The following is a 15,718-nucleotide window of genomic DNA, read 5'->3' on the forward strand; positions in this document are numbered from 1 at the left end:
CGCAACTTTGCGCGACCCGCGTGGGTCAATCGTGCGAGGAAAGCAAATCCGCTCTTCGATCATCCGATCGCCGTCCACTTTCTTCCGGTAGCCGATGCCTTCTCACGCCTTCACCGATTTCTCCCGCGCGCCCTGGCGTATCGCCCTCGCCGCGGCCTTCGTGTGGCATGCCTCGTTGGGCGGCGCGGCGCAGCTTGCCGAGCCGCCCGCGGCGCGCGGCGGCATTGTCGCCGCCACGGTGCACGTCGAGGCGCCCACGCAGGCTTCGCCGGTCGTGCCCGTGCCGCCGTCCGAGCAATACGCGGCGCTCTATCGCGACGTGCAGCTCGCGCATCTCTATCCCGACAGCAAAACCTTTGCGGACATGGTGCCGCTTTCAGCGCCCGCGCGGATCGTGGCGGCGTACAACGCCGCGAAGCAACAGCCCAATTTCAATCTCGCCGACTTCGTGAAGCGGAACTTCACGCTGCCCACGCGCACTGCCAAGGCCTACGTGTCCGATCCGAATCAGGATGTGGTGGGCCATATCGACACGCTCTGGAACGTGCTGCGCCGCGAGCCGGATGCGACCGCGAGCCCATGGTCCTCGCTGCTGCCGCTGCCGTACGCGTATATCGTGCCGGGCGACCGCTTCGACGAGATCTACTACTGGGACTCGTACTTCATCATGCTCGGCCTCGAACAGAGCGGACAGCATGCGCTGGTTGTCGACGAACTGAAAAACTTCGCAACCCTGATCGACCGGTACGGCCATATTCCAAACGGCAACCGCACCTATTACCTGAGCCGTTCGCAACCGCCGTTCTTCGCGCAGATGGTGCAGCTCGTCGCCGAAAAAGATGGCGACGCGATCTACGCGCAGTATCTGCCCGAGTTGCAGCGCGAGTACGCCTACTGGATGGACGGCGCCGACGGCCTGCCCGCCGGCCACGCAAACCGGCACGTGGTGCGCCTGCCGGACGGCACGCTGCTCAACCGCTATTGGGACGAACGCACCTCGCCGCGCGACGAGTCGTATCGCGAAGACGTCCTCACCGCGCAGCAAACGCCGCAACGCGATTCCGCGGATCTGTGGCGCAATCTGCGAGCGGGCGGTGAAACCGGCTGGGATTTCAGTTCGCGCTGGTTTGCGGACGGCAAGACGCTCGCCACCGTGGACGTGACCTCGCTCGTGCCCGTCGATCTGAATTGCCTGCTGGCCGATCTGGAACGCACGCTCGCCAGGGCTTATCGTCTGCACGGCGACGTCACGCATGCGGAGAATATGGAACAGCGCGCCGCCGCGCGCGCCGAAGCGATTCGCCGCGTGCTGTGGGATCCGCAATTGCAGGCATTCGGCGACTACGACTTCGTGCATCACACGCTCACGCACCGGCTCACGGCCGCGACGGTCTATCCGCTGTATATGGGGATCGCGACCCGTCAGCAGGCGAAGACTGTCGCCGCGACATTGCAGCGCGAATTGCTGCGCCCGGGCGGGCTCGCCACCACGCAAACCGCGACGGGCCAGCAGTGGGACGCGCCTAATGGCTGGGCGCCGTTGCAGTATCTGGCGGTAATCGGCCTGCGGCGCTATAGCGAAATGGCGCTCGCGCAAACCATCGCGACTCGCTGGATCAGGACCAATGTGTCGTACTACCAGCATACGGGCAAACTCGTCGAAAAATACGACATCGACGCAGCCACGCCAGGCGTCTCGGCCGGCGGTGGCGAGTATCCGCTGCAGGATGGCTTCGGCTGGACCAACGGCGTGCTGCGCGCGTTGCTCGTGCTCTATCCGCGGACGTTGCAGGCGTCGCGTCCTAGCGATATCCCCGAAGGTCCGGCGGGCGTGTCGGCGGCTGCGGCTTCCGCTGCCGCCGCGCCGAAGAATACGCATCGGCTGCATGGCACGCGGGTGAATCCTTAGCGCGCTCTTTACGCTGCAATAAAAAAGACCTGGCCAGTGCGAACCAGCCAGGTCCTTTGACAACTCACCGCACGCTCAAGCCGGCACGGTCTCGGCCTGCTTCGCCCGCGACCATACGCGATGCTGCTCGGCCGCCTTGACGAAGGCCTTCAGCACGTCGGCGGCCTGCTTGTCGTCGCCGGTTGCGACGCCGTCGGCATGGTCGGGCAAGTGCGCGGCAGCGAGCACGTCACGGCCCGCGCCGATCGCCGCGATCGCCTTCAGATGCTTGAACGCCTCGAGCACGAAATGCCGCGCGTCGCCCGATCCGGCCAGCGTCTTCGCACCCTTGTCGCCGCCCACCACGATCACCGCGTCGAACATGATCGACGGCAAGCCGGCAATGGTGGCGTCCGGCGCCATGCCGTCGATCGCGGCAAGCGTTGGCGCGATCAGCATGGGCACCGCGCCTTCGCCCTGCAGCGCCTTCTGCAAGTCCTTGATGGCGGCGCCGTCGGAACCCGGCGCGGCCAGCAGCGCGATCTTGCGGGTCTTGATTCCCGGCCGCACGCGGTTGAGCAGGCTCAGCGCCGGCGACTCCTTGGGCCCGCTCAGCTTCACCGTGCCTTTCTTCGGTGCGGGCAAACCGAGGCCCTCGGCCACCTGCGCCGCGAGTCCCGCGTCGAAGTTGGCGAGAATCTCATTTACTACGCGCGCACGAATTTCCGGCTTCGTCACTTTGCCGAGTTCGAATTGATAGGCCGCGGCGATGTGGTCTTTCTCAGGCTGCGACATGCTGTTATAGAACAGCGCGGCCTGCGAGAAATGATCGGCGAACGATTCGCTGCGCACACGGATCTTGGTGCCTTCCACGCGCTCCTGATAGCTTTCGAAGCCGCCGTCGGACGGTGCCGGATCGGTTTCCTTCGGCCAGCCGCCGCTCAGCGAATTCGGCTCATACGAAGCCTGGCCGACATTGATCGCCTGGCGGTGCATCGCGTCGCGCTGGTTGTTGTTGAACGGGCACACCGGCCGGTTGATCGGAATCTCGTGAAAGTTCGGGCCGCCCAGCCGGCTGATCTGCGTATCCGTGTACGAGAACAAACGGCCTTGCAACAGGGGATCGTTTGAGAAGTCGATGCCCGGCACGATATGGCCCGGATGGAACGCCACCTGTTCGGTCTCGGCGAAGAAGTTATCCGGGTTGCGGTTGAGCGTCATCTTGCCGATGATCTTGACCGGCACGAGTTCTTCCGGAATCAGCTTGGTCGGATCGAGCAAGTCGAAATCGAATTTGTGCTCGTCGGCTTCTTCGATGATCTGCACGCCCAGTTCGAACTCAGGGAAGTTGCCCGCTTCGATCGACTCCCACAGGTCGCGCCGATGAAAGTCCGGATCCTTGCCGGCCAGTTTCTGCGCTTCGTCCCACAGCAGCGAATACGAACCCAGCACCGGGCGCCAGTGGAATTTGACGAAGCGTCCCTTGCCTTGCGCATTCACGAAACGGAAGGTGTGAATGCCGAAGCCTTCCATGGTGCGCAGGCTGCGCGGAATCGCGCGATCCGACATGGTCCACAGCACCATATGGGCGGACTCGGGCACCAGCGAAACGAAGTCCCAGAAGGTATCGTGCGCGGAGCCGCCGGTCGGCATTTCGTTCGGGGCTTCCGGTTTGACGGCGTGCACGAAGTCGGGAAACTTGATGGCATCCTGAATGAAGAACACCGGCATGTTGTTGCCGACCAGATCGTAGTTGCCTTCCTGCGTATAGAACTTCACGGCGAAACCGCGCACGTCGCGCACCGTATCGGCGGAACCGCGTGGACCCTGCACCGTGGAAAAGCGTACATAGACCGGCGTCTGGACAGCCGGGTCCTGCAGGAATGCGGCCTTGGTGTACTCCTTCATCGACTCGTACACCTGAAAAACGCCATGCGCTGCCGAGCCGCGCGCATGCACGATGCGCTCGGGTATGCGTTCGTGGTCGAAGTGCGTGATCTTCTCACGCATGATGAAGTCTTCGAGCAGCGAGGGGCCGCGGGGTCCGGCGCGCAGGCTGTTCTGATTGTCGGAAATCTTGACGCCCTGATTGGTCCTCAGCGCCTGGCCTTCCGGGCTGACTCGAAACTGTTCGAGATCCTTCGATTTCGGATCCGCTTGCGGGTTGGCCGCCTGCGCGTTCTTCGCTGCGGGCTTCTGCGTATTCGTTTTACCTGCCATGAGAATCTGCTCCTTGCGTTCGGGGGCGTGCCGGTGGGGAAATCCGGTCTGACGCAACCAAACAATGCAGCAATCGATATACCAGCGCGGGGGCGCGGCGAGTCGCGCTTGGTGATAGCTGAGCGGTAATGAATGGGCTATGCGGCGGGCGCGCCGCGAATGGCGCGCCGCCGTGCGTTGATGGATGCGCCAGAGCGCGCGATCAGAAGCGGTAGTTGATCGAAATGTCGGCTACGCCGTTGGCTTTGCGGTGCGTGACCGGACTATTGCCCGCGCTGCCCACGAGTTGTTCGAAGGCGCCGTCCGCGGTGGCGAACCAGTGCTTGTCGAACAGCCATATCGCGCTGATGCCGAAGCCCACCGACTTGAATCCCGCGCTGGCGTGGTACTGCGAGTATTTCGAATTTGCCGCCTGGGTCTGATTCACGCCGAACCAGCTATTCATGTAAGTGGAGTCCGCCAGCGTCACGTTCGGACCGGCGAACCAGAAGAACTTTTTGGTGCTGCCCGGCATCGGCATATAGGCGCCGAGATCGCCGATCCAGCCGTTCGAGCCGCCGAAATAGCGCCTGACGTCGGCACGCAGCACGAGCGGGAAATCCTTCGAGATCACGTACTCGCCCGACAGTTTGACGCCCGGCGCCGGGTTGATATTGCCGAGGCCGTCCAACTCTTGCGGATCGTCATGACCGCGGCGTCCCAGATCGTAGACGGTGGCAAGACTCGCGCGCCAGTTCTCGCCCTGCGCGAAATTGACGCCAAAACCCTCGCCGCTCGAGAAGAAGAACAGATCCTTATAGCGCACGTCGATGCTCGGTCCCGCCATCAGGTGATACCGGTCCGAACCCTCATAGCGCGGCTGAAACGATGTCGCCGCGCCAAGCCGCACCTGCCAGTCCGGAATATTGGGCTGCCACATCTTCTGCAATGGAATGCCGACCGAATATTGCCATTCGCCCAGTGGCGAGGGAGTTTGCGCCGAGGCCGAATGCGGAATGACGGCAACGCCGCCGATGGCCACGGCCACCAGGGAGGATGCCGCGATGCCTGTTTGTTTATTGCGGAGCTTGCCGCCCCGCTTTCTACGGCTGTTAAACACCAGAAGCCTCCGATCTCGCCTATGCGAAGAGGGTTATGTTCTCGCCCCGGGATCCGCAAGGGATAAAAAGCACCAGGGCGACCGCCGCGTTGCTACCTGCGGCATGTAACTTTTTCAGCGAACGACACGTATCGCTCGGCAATCCCACGAGCCGCATCCGTCAGAAGCCTGTAAATAGCGGCTTTTGTCTGAACAGAGCGGCACGAAAGATTTGCCGATGGACGCACTCGTGCAAAATGCGGGCCTAGTCGCTGGAGAACGGGCTCGGGTTGGCGGAAGACGAAGACACAAAGAGACGAATACGCGCACGCGGATGCCAATGCGGATGCGGTGAACAAGGCGCGGCCGGCGCCGCAAGACGCCGCGCCGGCATTCTCGTGGCCTACTGCGATGCCTCGACCAGCACCGGCTTGTCGCGGTACAGATTCGGGAACAGACGCCTCAGGTTGGCGACCTTCGGCATGTCGTTGATCGCGATATACGCCGAGTTGGGGTGCAGCGTCAGATAGTTCTGGTGATACGACTCGGCCGGATAAAAGCCCTTGAACGGCTCGGCCTTCGTCACGATCGGTGCCGGGAAGGCGCGCGCCTTGTCGAGTTGCGCGATATAGCCTTGCGCCACGCGCCGCTGCGTGTCGTTCAGCGGAAACACCGCCGAGCGGTATTGCGTGCCGCTGTCCGGCCCCTGGCGGTTCAATTGGGTCGGGTCCTGAATCACGGAGAAATACACCTGCAGCAACTGGCCGTATGTGACCTTGGTCGGGTCGAACGTGACCTGCACCGACTCCGCGTGCCCCGTGTCGCCGCCGCTGACCGTTTCGTACTGCGCCGTGTCGCGCTGCCCGCCCGAGTACCCCGAGACGGCCTTCGTGACGCCGCGCACATGCTGGAACACGCCCTGCACGCCCCAGAAGCAGCCGCCCGCGAAGACCGCGGTTTCTTCGTGCGCGGTCGCGGCGGACACCGGTTCGTCAAGCGCCGGTGGGGCGATCACGACGGCGGCCTCCGAGGAAAACGCCATGCGCTGCGCCAGCAGCAGCGCGAGTGCGCCGAGTCCGACCGAGAGTGAAATCGCCGCCACGCGCGAGCGCGCCGGGCTGCCGTCAATCCGTTTGTGGAAGTTCATGAGGTCCATCCTGATTCATCTGAATCACGCGCCCGTTGTGGGCGTGAACGTCATCGCCAGACCGTTCATGCAATAGCGCAGGCCGGTTGGTTTGGGGCCGTCGTCGAACACGTGGCCGAGATGGCCGCCGCAGCGCCGGCATAGCACTTCGTCGCGCGTCATGCCGAACGACTTGTCGGTATGCGTGATGACCGCGTGATCGAGCGGTTGCCAGAAACTCGGCCAGCCCGTGCCGCTGTCGAACTTGGTCTTCGACGAGAACAGCGGCAGTTTGCACCCGGCGCAGGCGAACGTGCCCGCGCGGTGCTCGTCGTTCAACGGGCTGGTGAACGGGCGTTCCGTGCCCGCCTCGCGCAGCACGCGGTATTGCGCGTCGGTCAACAATTTGCGCCATTCGGCGTCGCTGTGCGTAACCTCGTAGGCGGCTGCCGCGCCGCCGCCTGGCGTCTGTGCCGCGCGCGCCATGCGCCACGTCGAGGCGCCGCCGGCCAGCGACAGCGCGCCGATTAACCTGAAGAATATCCGTCTGTTGCAAGCCATGATGATCGCTCCGGAAAGTCCGTGCCGCTCACCCGCTCCGGCGCCAACCGCGCCGCCCGCGAGTGCTCCCGATGCTTGGTCGCACGAGAGCGGGATAAGTGACAGCATGCGCGTCTTTTTGTGTCACGGTGGCCGCCGCAACGGCGATTACAGTGGAAATTTCGTGGTCGAGAGAATTTCCTTGAGCACCATGAACGAGCGGATCTGCCGGACGCCCGGCAGATAGAGCAACTGCTCCGCGTGCAGGCGATTGAAACTGTCGCTGTCGCGCGTGCGGATCGTCATGAAGTAGTCGAATTCGCCCGTCACGACGTGGCACTCCATGCAGCCGGCCACCTTCTGCGCCGCTTTTTCGAACTCGGCGAACGACTCCGGCGTGGAGCGGTCCAGCACCACGCCGATGATCACCAGCATCCCCGCCCCCGCCGCCTTCGGATCGATCAACGCGACGACGCCGCGGATCAGCCCCGACTCCTTGAGCCGCTCCACGCGACGCAGACACGCCGGCGCACTCAGCTTGACCTTCGCCGCGAGCGCGACGTTCGAAATCGACGCGTCGGTTTGCAATTGCCGCAGGATCGCGCGGTCGATGCGGTCGAGCGCCTGCAGTGGATCGGCCGGGACGGCGGCGGCGGCGGCCACCGCCGTCGGGGTGCTACGAATTTTTGTTGCGTTCATGGGCCTGTTCACGGTCATTTCTTAAGCAGATCGCAGTTTTGCACTTTCAAAACTATGCTCAGGCCATTTTTTTTGCAAGCTCATTTCCAGCTCTTTTCCCTACCATTTGCTCAACGCGACCGGATGCCGTTCGCGTCCCACCTACCCGACCACGGAGCTGCCATGAACCTGCAACGATTCCCTCGCTACCCGCTGACCTTCGGGCCGACGCCGATCCAGCCGCTCAAGCGCCTGAGCGACCACCTCGGCGGCAAAGTGCATCTGTATGCGAAGCGCGAAGACTGCAACAGCGGCTTTGCATTCGGCGGCAACAAGACGCGCAAGCTCGAATACCTGATCCCCGAAGCGCTCGCGCAGGGTTGCGACACGCTCGTATCGATCGGCGGGATCCAGTCGAACCAAACGCGCCAGGTGGCGGCCGTGGCGGCGCATCTGGGCATGAAGTGCGTGCTGGTGCAGGAGAACTGGGTCAATTATTCGGATGCGGTCTACGACCGGGTCGGCAACATCCAGATGTCGCGCATTCTCGGCGCCGACGTACGCCTCGTCGCGGATGGTTTCGACATCGGCTTTCGCAAGAGCTGGGAAGATGCGCTGGAAAGCGTGCGGGCCGCCGGCGGCAAGCCGTATGCCATTCCGGCCGGCTGCTCCGACCATCCGCTCGGCGGGCTCGGTTTCGTCGGCTTCGCCGAGGAGGTTCGCCAGCAGGAAGCTGAACTGGGCTTCAAGTTCGACTATATCGTCGTGTGTTCCGTGACCGGCAGCACGCAGGCCGGCATGGTGGTGGGTTTCGCCGATGACGGCCGCGCCGAGCGTGTGATCGGTATCGACGCGTCGGCCAAGCCCGCGCAGACGCGCGAGCAGATCACCCGCATCGCGAAGCAAACCGCCGAACGGGTCGGCCTGGGACGCGATATCACCAGTAAGGACGTGGTGCTCGACGAACGCTTCGGCGGCCCGGAATACGGCTTGCCGAATGACGGCACGCTCGAAGCGATCCGTCTGTGCGCGCGCCTGGAAGGCGTGCTGACCGATCCCGTCTACGAAGGCAAATCCATGCACGGCATGATCGAGATGGTGCGCAACGGCGAATTCCCCGCAGGTTCGCGCGTGTTGTACGCGCACCTCGGCGGCGTGCCGGCGTTGAATGGCTACAGTTTTATTTTCCGCAACGGCTAAACCAGGCGCTTTCTCAAGTGCTCCCTCAGGAATTCCACGAACGCCCGGATCGTGAGGGAGCTTTGCCTGTGCTGCGGATACACCGCGTAGACGCTCGTGGCGGCTGGCAGGAATGCTTCGAGCACCGGCACGAGCTGACCGCTTTTGAGCGCATCGGCGACGATAAAATCAGGAAGCCGAACAATCCCGAGGCCCGCGACGGCCGCATCGCGCACCAGCTCACCATTGTTGGCGCGCAACGGCCCGTGGACCTCGACGCCTTTCGTCACGCCATCGACGACAAACTCCCAGCTCACCGCGCCACCGTGCCCGTATAACAGACACGAATGGCGCGTCAGGTCGGCGGGCACCTTGGGCGCGCCACGGCGCCGCGCATAACCGGGACTACAGCAGGCCACCATCCGGATATCCACGAGCTTCTGCCCGATCAGCGTGGAATCCGGCAAGCTGCCGATCCGGATCGCCATGTCGAAGCCTTCGCCGACCACGTCAACGGTGCGATCGCTTAACTCCATCTCGAAGCGCACGTCGCCGTGTTCGCGCAGAAACATCGCCACGAGCGGCGACAGATGCGCCATGCCAAACGACATCGGTGCGCTCACGCGCAACAGCCCGCGCGGCCCGGCGCGCCGCAGCGACATGGCCTGCTCGGCGTCTTCCACTTCACCAAGGATGCGTCTGGCGCGCTCGTAAAACTCCTGCCCGAGGTCGGTCACCGCCAGCTTGCGTGTATTGCGGATCAGCAACTGCACGCCGAGCGTTTCCTCCAGCGCCATCACCCGGCGGCTGACGAACTGCTTCGACAGCGACAGGCGGTTGGCGGCGGCCGTGAAGTTGTGCGCGTCCACCGTGGTGACGAAAATCCGCATGTCATCGAGCTGCATCTTATTGTCCACTCCACAGTGACAGTGTTTCCGATTTCATGGCGATTATACCGGTATGGATTGACCTACACTCTCATTCATGGATCGCGGACAAACATCTGGCCGGATCGCACAACCCAAGGAGAAAAAAGATGCTTGAAATCAGACACGCCAATCAACGCGGCCGCGCGGAGCACGGCTGGCTCAGCTCGCGTCATACGTTTTCCTTCGCTAACTATCACGATCCCAAGCAGAACGGCTTCTCCGATCTGCTCGTGATCAACGACGACCGCGTTGCCCCGGCGCAAGGCTTCGGCAAGCACCCGCACCGCGACATGGAAATCTTTTCGTACGTGCTGGAAGGCGCGTTGGAGCACAAGGACACGATGGGCACCGGCTCGGTGATCGTGCCCGGCGACATCCAGTTGATGAGCGCGGGAACCGGCGTCGCGCACAGCGAATACAACCATTCGAAGAGCGACCCGGTGCACTTCCTGCAAATCTGGATCGCGCCAGGGCAAAAAGCTACGACGCCGCGTTATCAGCAGCGTCACTTCGGCGCGGACCAGAAGCGCGGTGTTTTACGCCTCGTGATCTCGCCGGACGGTGCGGACGATTCGTTGACGGTGCAGCAGGACGCGCGGGTCTATGCCGGTCTCTTCGACGGCGATGAAACGGCGCGGCTCGAACTGGCGAGCGATCGCTATGCGTATGTCCACGTGGCGCGCGGCAGCGTGACTGTGAACGGCGTCGAGTTCAAGGAAGGCGATGGTGCGCGTGTGCGCGGCGAAGAAGCGCTAACCTTCACGCAAGGCCACGATGCGGAAGTCCTCGTGTTCGACTTGCGCAACATCGAGACGTCGGAGTTGTGGGCTTGAACGGCCGAATGAGCTAAATACGGGCTCGCCGGAAACAAGCCGGCGAGCCACTTTCTTCCTACCTGTTGAGACAAAAATCATGCGCTATACGCTGTTTGAAAATCAGAAAGACGCGGTCATCCTCGTCGCCCGTGTTCTGTTGATGGTGCTGTTCGTCATGTTCGGCTGGTCGAAGCTCACCGGTTTTTCCGGCACCGTGGCTTATATGACGTCGAGCGGCGCGCCGGTGCCTGAGTTGTCGGCGGTGATCGCCGTGGTGATGGAGTTCGTCGTGGGCATCGCGCTGCTGGTCGGATTCTTTACGCGACCGCTTGCGTTGCTGCTCGCGATTTATACGCTCGGCACCGCGTTCATTGGCCATCATTACTGGAACATGACCGGCGCGGTGCAGTACGACAACATGATTCACTTCTACAAGAACATCAGCATCATCGGCGGATTGTTGCTGCTGTGTGTGACGGGCGCCGGGAAGTATTCGATCGATCGGCGTTGAGGCGGCTGGCTCGCGCGGAGCGGTGCGGGCGGTACGTCAGAAAAAAAGCCATCCGGCTTGATGCCGGGCGATGTCAAGCGCGAACAAAAACGGCGGCCCAAAGGCCGCCGTCCACTTCCACTACTCACACCACTGCGTCAAACCGCTACTGCAACCTCAGCTTCACCAACCACTTCCACTTCTTCACTATTGCGGATCAGGTGATCGAACGCGGAAAGCGATGCCTTCGCGCCTTCGCCCACGGCGATCACGATCTGCTTGAACGGCACCGTGGTTACGTCGCCGGCGGCGAACACGCCCGGCACCGACGTCGCGCCGCGTGCATCCACGACGATCTCGCCGTGCTTCGACAACTCGACCGTGCCCTTGAGCCATTCCGTGTTCGGCACGAGACCGATCTGCACGAACACGCCTTCCAGTTCGATCTGCTTCACTTCGCCCGAACGCAGATCCTTGTAGACCAGACCGTTGACCTTCTTGCCGTCGCCGGTGATTTCCGTGGTTTGGGCCTGCGTGATGACGGTCACATTCGCGAGGCTGCGCAGCTTGCGTTGCAGCACTTCGTCGGCACGCAGCGTGGCGCCGAACTCGAACAGCGTCACTTCACGCACGATACCTGCCAGATCGATCGCCGCTTCGACACCGGAATTGCCGCCGCCGATCACGGCGACGCGCTTGCCCTTGAACAACGGACCGTCGCAGTGCGGGCAGTACGCCACGCCATGATTGCGATACTCGCGTTCGCCCGGCACGTTGATTTCGCGCCAGCGCGCGCCCGTCGCCAGAATGATCGTCTTGGCCTTGAGCACCGCGCCGTTGGCCAGACGCACTTCGTTGATGCGGCCCGGAATCAGCGCCTCAGCACGCTGTACGTCCATGATGTCGACTTCATAAGTCTTCACGTGCTGCTCGAGCGCCGTGGCGAACTTCGGCCCCTCGGTTTCCGTCACGGAAACGAAGTTTTCGATCGCCAGCGTATCCAGCACCTGACCGCCGAAGCGCTCCGCCACCACGCCCGTCGCGATACCCTTGCGCGCCGAGTAAATCGCCGCAGCCGCGCCCGCAGGGCCGCCGCCAACGATCAGCGTATCGAACACCGGCTTCTTTTCCAGTTCCTTCGCGGCACGCGCACCGGCGTTGGTGTCGAGCTTCGCGAGGATTTCCTTCACGCCGCTGCGGCCCTGGCCGAACACTTCGCCGTTCATGAACATGGTCGGTACCGCCATGATCTGGCGCGCTTCGACTTCGTTCTGGAACAGCGCGCCGTCGATCGCCACGTGACGGATGCGCGGATTGATCAACGCCATCACGTTCAGCGCCTGGACGACTTCCGGGCAGTTCTGGCATGACAGCGAAAAATACGTTTCGAATTGATAGTCGCCGTCGAGATTGCGGATCTGTTCGATCACGGCATCTTCGAGCTTGACCGGATGGCCGCCCACCTGCAACAACGCAAGCACGAGCGACGTGAATTCATGACCCATCGGAATGCCGGCGAAACGGATGCCCGTGTCCTTGCCCGGCTCGCCGATCGAAAACGACGGCTTACGCTCGGCGTCGCCACGACGTTCGATCACGTTGACGCGTTCCGACAACGTCGCGATATCGTTCAGCAATGCCAGCAGCTCTTGCGATTTTGCGCTGTCGTCGAGCGACGCGACGATCTCGATAGGCCTGCTAACCTTTTCGAGGTACGTTTTCAACTGAGTCTTGAGATTGGCATCAAGCATGGCTATTCGATTCCGTGGCGATGGTGTTGGGTTCCCGGCACCGCACGCGCCGGATAGAGCGCGCGAGGTCCGGGGACGTGCGGATCACTGTGAAACGCGATCCGCACGCTGATGCGCCGCGAGGCGCCGACTGCGAAAGGTCGTGAGACCTTAGATCTTGCCGATCAGGTCGAGCGACGGGGTCAGCGTTTCAGCGCCCGGCGTCCACTTGGCGGGGCAGACTTCACCCGGGTGAGCCGCGATGTATTGCGCAGCTTGCACCTTGCGCAGCAGTTCGCCGGCGTCACGGCCAATGCCGTTGTCGTGAATTTCGGCCAGCTTGATTTCGCCTTCCGGGTTGATCACGAACGTGCCGCGCAGTGCCAGGCCTTCTTCTTCGATCAGCACGTCGAAGTTGCGCGAGATGGCCAGCGTCGGGTCAGCGATCATCGGGTACTTGATCTTCTGGATCGTGTCCGACGTGTCGTGCCATGCCTTGTGCGTGAAGTGCGTATCGGTCGACACGCTGTAGATTTCGACGCCGAGCTTTTTGAATTCGTCGTAACGGTCGGCCAGGTCGCCCAGTTCGGTCGGGCACACGAAGGTGAAGTCAGCCGGGTAGAAAACGAACACCGACCACTTGCCCTTCAGGCTTTCTTCCGTGACGGTATGAAAATCGCCATTGTGATAAGCCTGCGCCTTGAACGGTTTGACTTGACTGTTGATGATCGGCATTTTGCTGAGTCCTCTTTCGGAGTGGTTGGAAAGTGGAGTCAGTATGTCAGACGACGCTTAATAGGTAAAGCAGAGTGTTTTAATAACGACGATAGTCTGACGCTATTTATCTCGCTACTCCTGCCTATCACGCCGTGGGTCGGCCTTCAGAAGCCGCCAGAGGGTAGTACGGCCGATTCCCAGCGCCCGGCTCGCCGCAGCGCGGTTGCCGCCAGCCTGTTCAAGGGCGTGGAGTACGTCCTCGCGGGTTGGACTGATGCGGCTGGGGGCAGGCTCGGCGGCAGCGTTTGCGGCATTCGCGCCGCCGTTCGTGCCGCTTATGCCGCTTACACTCGCCTTGGCGGTCCCCGCCCGCTCCATGCGCCCGAATTCCGGAAACATCGCCTGCCAATCCTGACCGGCAACGCCCGCTGCATCGCCGAGATAAATTGCGGCGCGCGTCAGCAGATTTTCCAGCTCTCGCACATTGCCGGGCCACGCGTAGTGTTCGAACAGGGGCGCAAGAAACGCCAGCACCCGCTCGAGCGCGCTTTCCGACAAGCCATACTCGGTCGCACTGCGGCTTAACAAGTGACGCGCCAGTTGCGGCACATCGTCACGCCGTTCGCGCAGCGGCGGCAATTTTAACTGAAGCAGGTTCAGACGAAAATACAGATCCGCGCGAAACGCGCCCTGCTCGACCAGCGCGTGCAGGTCGCGGTGCGTGGCGGCGATCACCCGCACGTCGACCGGCGTGGCGCGCCCCGAGCCGAGCTTCATCACCTCGCGCTCCTGCAGAACCCGCAACAGGCGGCTTTGCAGCGCCGCCGGCATTTCGCCGATTTCGTCGAGGAAAATCGTCCCCGTGTGGGCGATTTCGAACAGCCCTGGCTTGCCGCCGCGCCGCGCGCCCGTGAATGCGCCCTCCTCATGACCGAACAGTTCGCTTTCGATCAGCCCCTCGGGCAACGCCGCGCAATTGAACGCGACGAACGGATTGCCGCGCCGCCGGCTCGCATTGTGGATGCCTTGCGCGACCAGTTCCTTGCCGGTGCCGCTTTCGCCGCTCAGGAGCACGGTGGCGTCGTGCGCGGCACCGGCGCGCGCCAGCCGCCGCACGCGCTCGAGCGCCGTCGAGTTGCCGATCAGGTCATCCAGTCGATGCCGCGCGACCAGGTGCTTCGGCCGCTGGCTGGTGCGCAGCGAGCGGTCGATCCGCTGGGCGACCAGCGCGTCCTGCAAGGTCACCACAGAGCCGGAGCGCACGCCCTGCTCCACGATCGGCACGCAATTGACGATCAGCGCGCGGCCGCCGATCTGCTCGATACGCTCCTCGATCGGCAGGTCGTGTTCGAGCGTCTCACGCAACAGCGGCCCGACGGCGCGCTCGACTTGCGCGGGCACGTCCTGCTCGCGGTCCAGACCCAGCAAGTCGAGCATGGCGGGATTGACGGCCTCGACCTGGCCGGCGTCGTCGAAAGCGGCGACGCCGTCGCGTAGATGCGCCACGATCGTGTTCAGGCGCACGCGCTTCGATTCCTTCTGGCGGCTCACGCGCGCCAGTTCGACCGAGCGCTCGAACGCTTCTTCGACGGCGCCGAGCGAATACAGGAAAACACTCGCGAGGCCGGCCTGCTGGGCGAAATCGCACGCCATGCCGGGCCCGATGATGACGCTGCAGCCTTCGGCCGCGAGGCTGTCGACCGCGAGCCGCACTTCGTCGATCGAACGGTAGGCGCGCTGCTTCAGACTGACTTTCAGCCACGCGCTCAGGTCGGCCAGTTCGTGCGAGATCGTTTCGTGCAGCACGAGGCCGATCTGCGCGTTCGGCCACGTGGTCGTGGCGCGGGTAATCGCGCTGAGGACGTCGAAGCCGTTCACCTTGACCATCACGACCGGCACGTTCAGGTTGTCGCGCAGGTAAGCGCCGTTCGAGCCGGCGGCCAGCACGACGTCGACGGAGCCTGCGTCCACGTAAGCTTGCAGGGCAGTGACCGCGGCGCCGTAGCCCTCCCGGACGGAGAAGAATTTCGCGCGCCCGGCATAGCGTGGCGCGACAGTCTCGCAAAGCGATTGCAACCGGCTGATACTCACCAGTGCGATGCCTGGGCGGCCCGGATCGGGGTTCGCAAGGGACGACGTGAAAGAGGACACCGCGGCGCTCCGGTCTTTGTTGAAACGTTCCATGGAACGTTTCATGGAACGGTGCGCTCATTGTGCCATGAACGCGCGCCTCGCCGCTTGCCGGCTAACTCGCTGATTGTTTGGGGCAAACTCGCAAAACCGAGAAATGGCACGCTTTCTGCCTATTCCCGCTCGCGCCATTTATCC

The 15,718-nt window shown here is 63.0% G+C and carries 13 protein-coding genes; 4 read left to right on the forward strand and 9 right to left on the reverse strand.

Annotated elements, in window-relative coordinates; genetic code table 11:
- Positions 1-94 precede the first annotated feature (94 nt).
- Positions 95-1,909 (forward strand): alpha,alpha-trehalase TreF, encoded by a 1,815-nt coding sequence (treF, locus tag B0G82_RS35610; protein WP_121310697.1) that lies wholly within the window; start codon positions 95-97, stop codon positions 1,907-1,909.
- A gap of 75 nt (positions 1,910-1,984) precedes the next feature.
- Here treF and katE read toward each other — a convergent pair whose 3' ends face one another.
- The 5 genes from katE to B0G82_RS35635 form a co-directional block, all read right to left on the reverse strand.
- Positions 1,985-4,114: a catalase HPII gene (gene katE, locus B0G82_RS35615; protein WP_277872817.1), complete on the reverse strand. Its 2,130-nt coding sequence runs from the start codon at positions 4,112-4,114 to the stop codon at positions 1,985-1,987.
- A 196-nt stretch (positions 4,115-4,310) separates the two neighbouring features.
- On the reverse strand, positions 4,311-5,207 hold the full coding sequence (locus B0G82_RS35620) for a MipA/OmpV family protein (RefSeq protein WP_116145115.1): 897 nt from the start codon (positions 5,205-5,207) through the stop codon (positions 4,311-4,313).
- 382 nt (positions 5,208-5,589) lie between these two features.
- Positions 5,590-6,333: a peptide-methionine (S)-S-oxide reductase MsrA gene (gene msrA, locus B0G82_RS35625; RefSeq protein ID WP_121311059.1), complete on the reverse strand. Its 744-nt coding sequence runs from the start codon at positions 6,331-6,333 to the stop codon at positions 5,590-5,592.
- A 24-nt stretch (positions 6,334-6,357) separates the two neighbouring features.
- The gene (gene msrB, locus B0G82_RS35630; protein WP_241975052.1) at positions 6,358-6,798 is read right to left on the reverse strand and encodes a peptide-methionine (R)-S-oxide reductase MsrB; all 441 of its coding nucleotides are present in this window, start codon (positions 6,796-6,798) and stop codon (positions 6,358-6,360) included.
- 222 nt (positions 6,799-7,020) lie between these two features.
- Positions 7,021-7,551 (reverse strand): Lrp/AsnC ligand binding domain-containing protein, encoded by a 531-nt coding sequence (locus tag B0G82_RS35635; RefSeq protein WP_116148869.1) that lies wholly within the window; start codon positions 7,549-7,551, stop codon positions 7,021-7,023.
- 162 nt (positions 7,552-7,713) lie between these two features.
- On the opposite strand from B0G82_RS35635, the gene B0G82_RS35640 reads away from it, so the two are divergent.
- On the forward strand, positions 7,714-8,730 hold the full coding sequence (locus B0G82_RS35640; RefSeq protein ID WP_121310701.1) for a 1-aminocyclopropane-1-carboxylate deaminase: 1,017 nt from the start codon (positions 7,714-7,716) through the stop codon (positions 8,728-8,730).
- Here B0G82_RS35640 and B0G82_RS35645 read toward each other — a convergent pair.
- Positions 8,727-9,614: a LysR family transcriptional regulator gene (locus tag B0G82_RS35645; protein ID WP_121310703.1), complete on the reverse strand. Its 888-nt coding sequence runs from the start codon at positions 9,612-9,614 to the stop codon at positions 8,727-8,729. The two genes, B0G82_RS35640 and B0G82_RS35645, sit on opposite strands and share 4 nt — an antisense overlap.
- Positions 9,615-9,745: 131 nt before the next feature.
- Here B0G82_RS35645 and B0G82_RS35650 point away from each other — a divergent pair, with 131 nt between their 5' ends.
- A complete protein-coding gene (locus B0G82_RS35650; RefSeq protein ID WP_121310705.1) occupies positions 9,746-10,471 on the forward strand; it encodes a pirin family protein in 726 nt (241 codons plus the stop codon).
- Positions 10,472-10,550: 79 nt separating this feature from the next.
- On the forward strand, positions 10,551-10,964 hold the full coding sequence (locus tag B0G82_RS35655) for a DoxX family protein (RefSeq protein WP_121310706.1): 414 nt from the start codon (positions 10,551-10,553) through the stop codon (positions 10,962-10,964).
- Positions 10,965-11,101: 137 nt separating this feature from the next.
- Here the strand turns inward: B0G82_RS35655 and ahpF are convergent, their stop codons facing one another.
- The 3 genes from ahpF to prpR form a co-directional block, all read right to left on the reverse strand.
- Positions 11,102-12,694: an alkyl hydroperoxide reductase subunit F gene (gene ahpF / locus B0G82_RS35660; protein ID WP_106278256.1), complete on the reverse strand. Its 1,593-nt coding sequence runs from the start codon at positions 12,692-12,694 to the stop codon at positions 11,102-11,104.
- A 150-nt stretch (positions 12,695-12,844) separates the two neighbouring features.
- Entirely contained in the window at positions 12,845-13,408 is a 564-nt protein-coding gene (gene ahpC, locus B0G82_RS35665) for an alkyl hydroperoxide reductase subunit C (RefSeq protein WP_116145125.1), read from the reverse strand.
- A 114-nt stretch (positions 13,409-13,522) separates the two neighbouring features.
- Entirely contained in the window at positions 13,523-15,574 is a 2,052-nt protein-coding gene (prpR, locus tag B0G82_RS35670; protein ID WP_241974975.1) for a propionate catabolism operon regulatory protein PrpR, read from the reverse strand.
- Between the last annotated feature and the right edge of the window lie 144 nt (positions 15,575-15,718).

Source organism: Paraburkholderia sp. BL17N1 (assembly GCF_003634175.1).
Classification (GTDB): Bacteria; Pseudomonadota; Gammaproteobacteria; order Burkholderiales; family Burkholderiaceae; genus Paraburkholderia.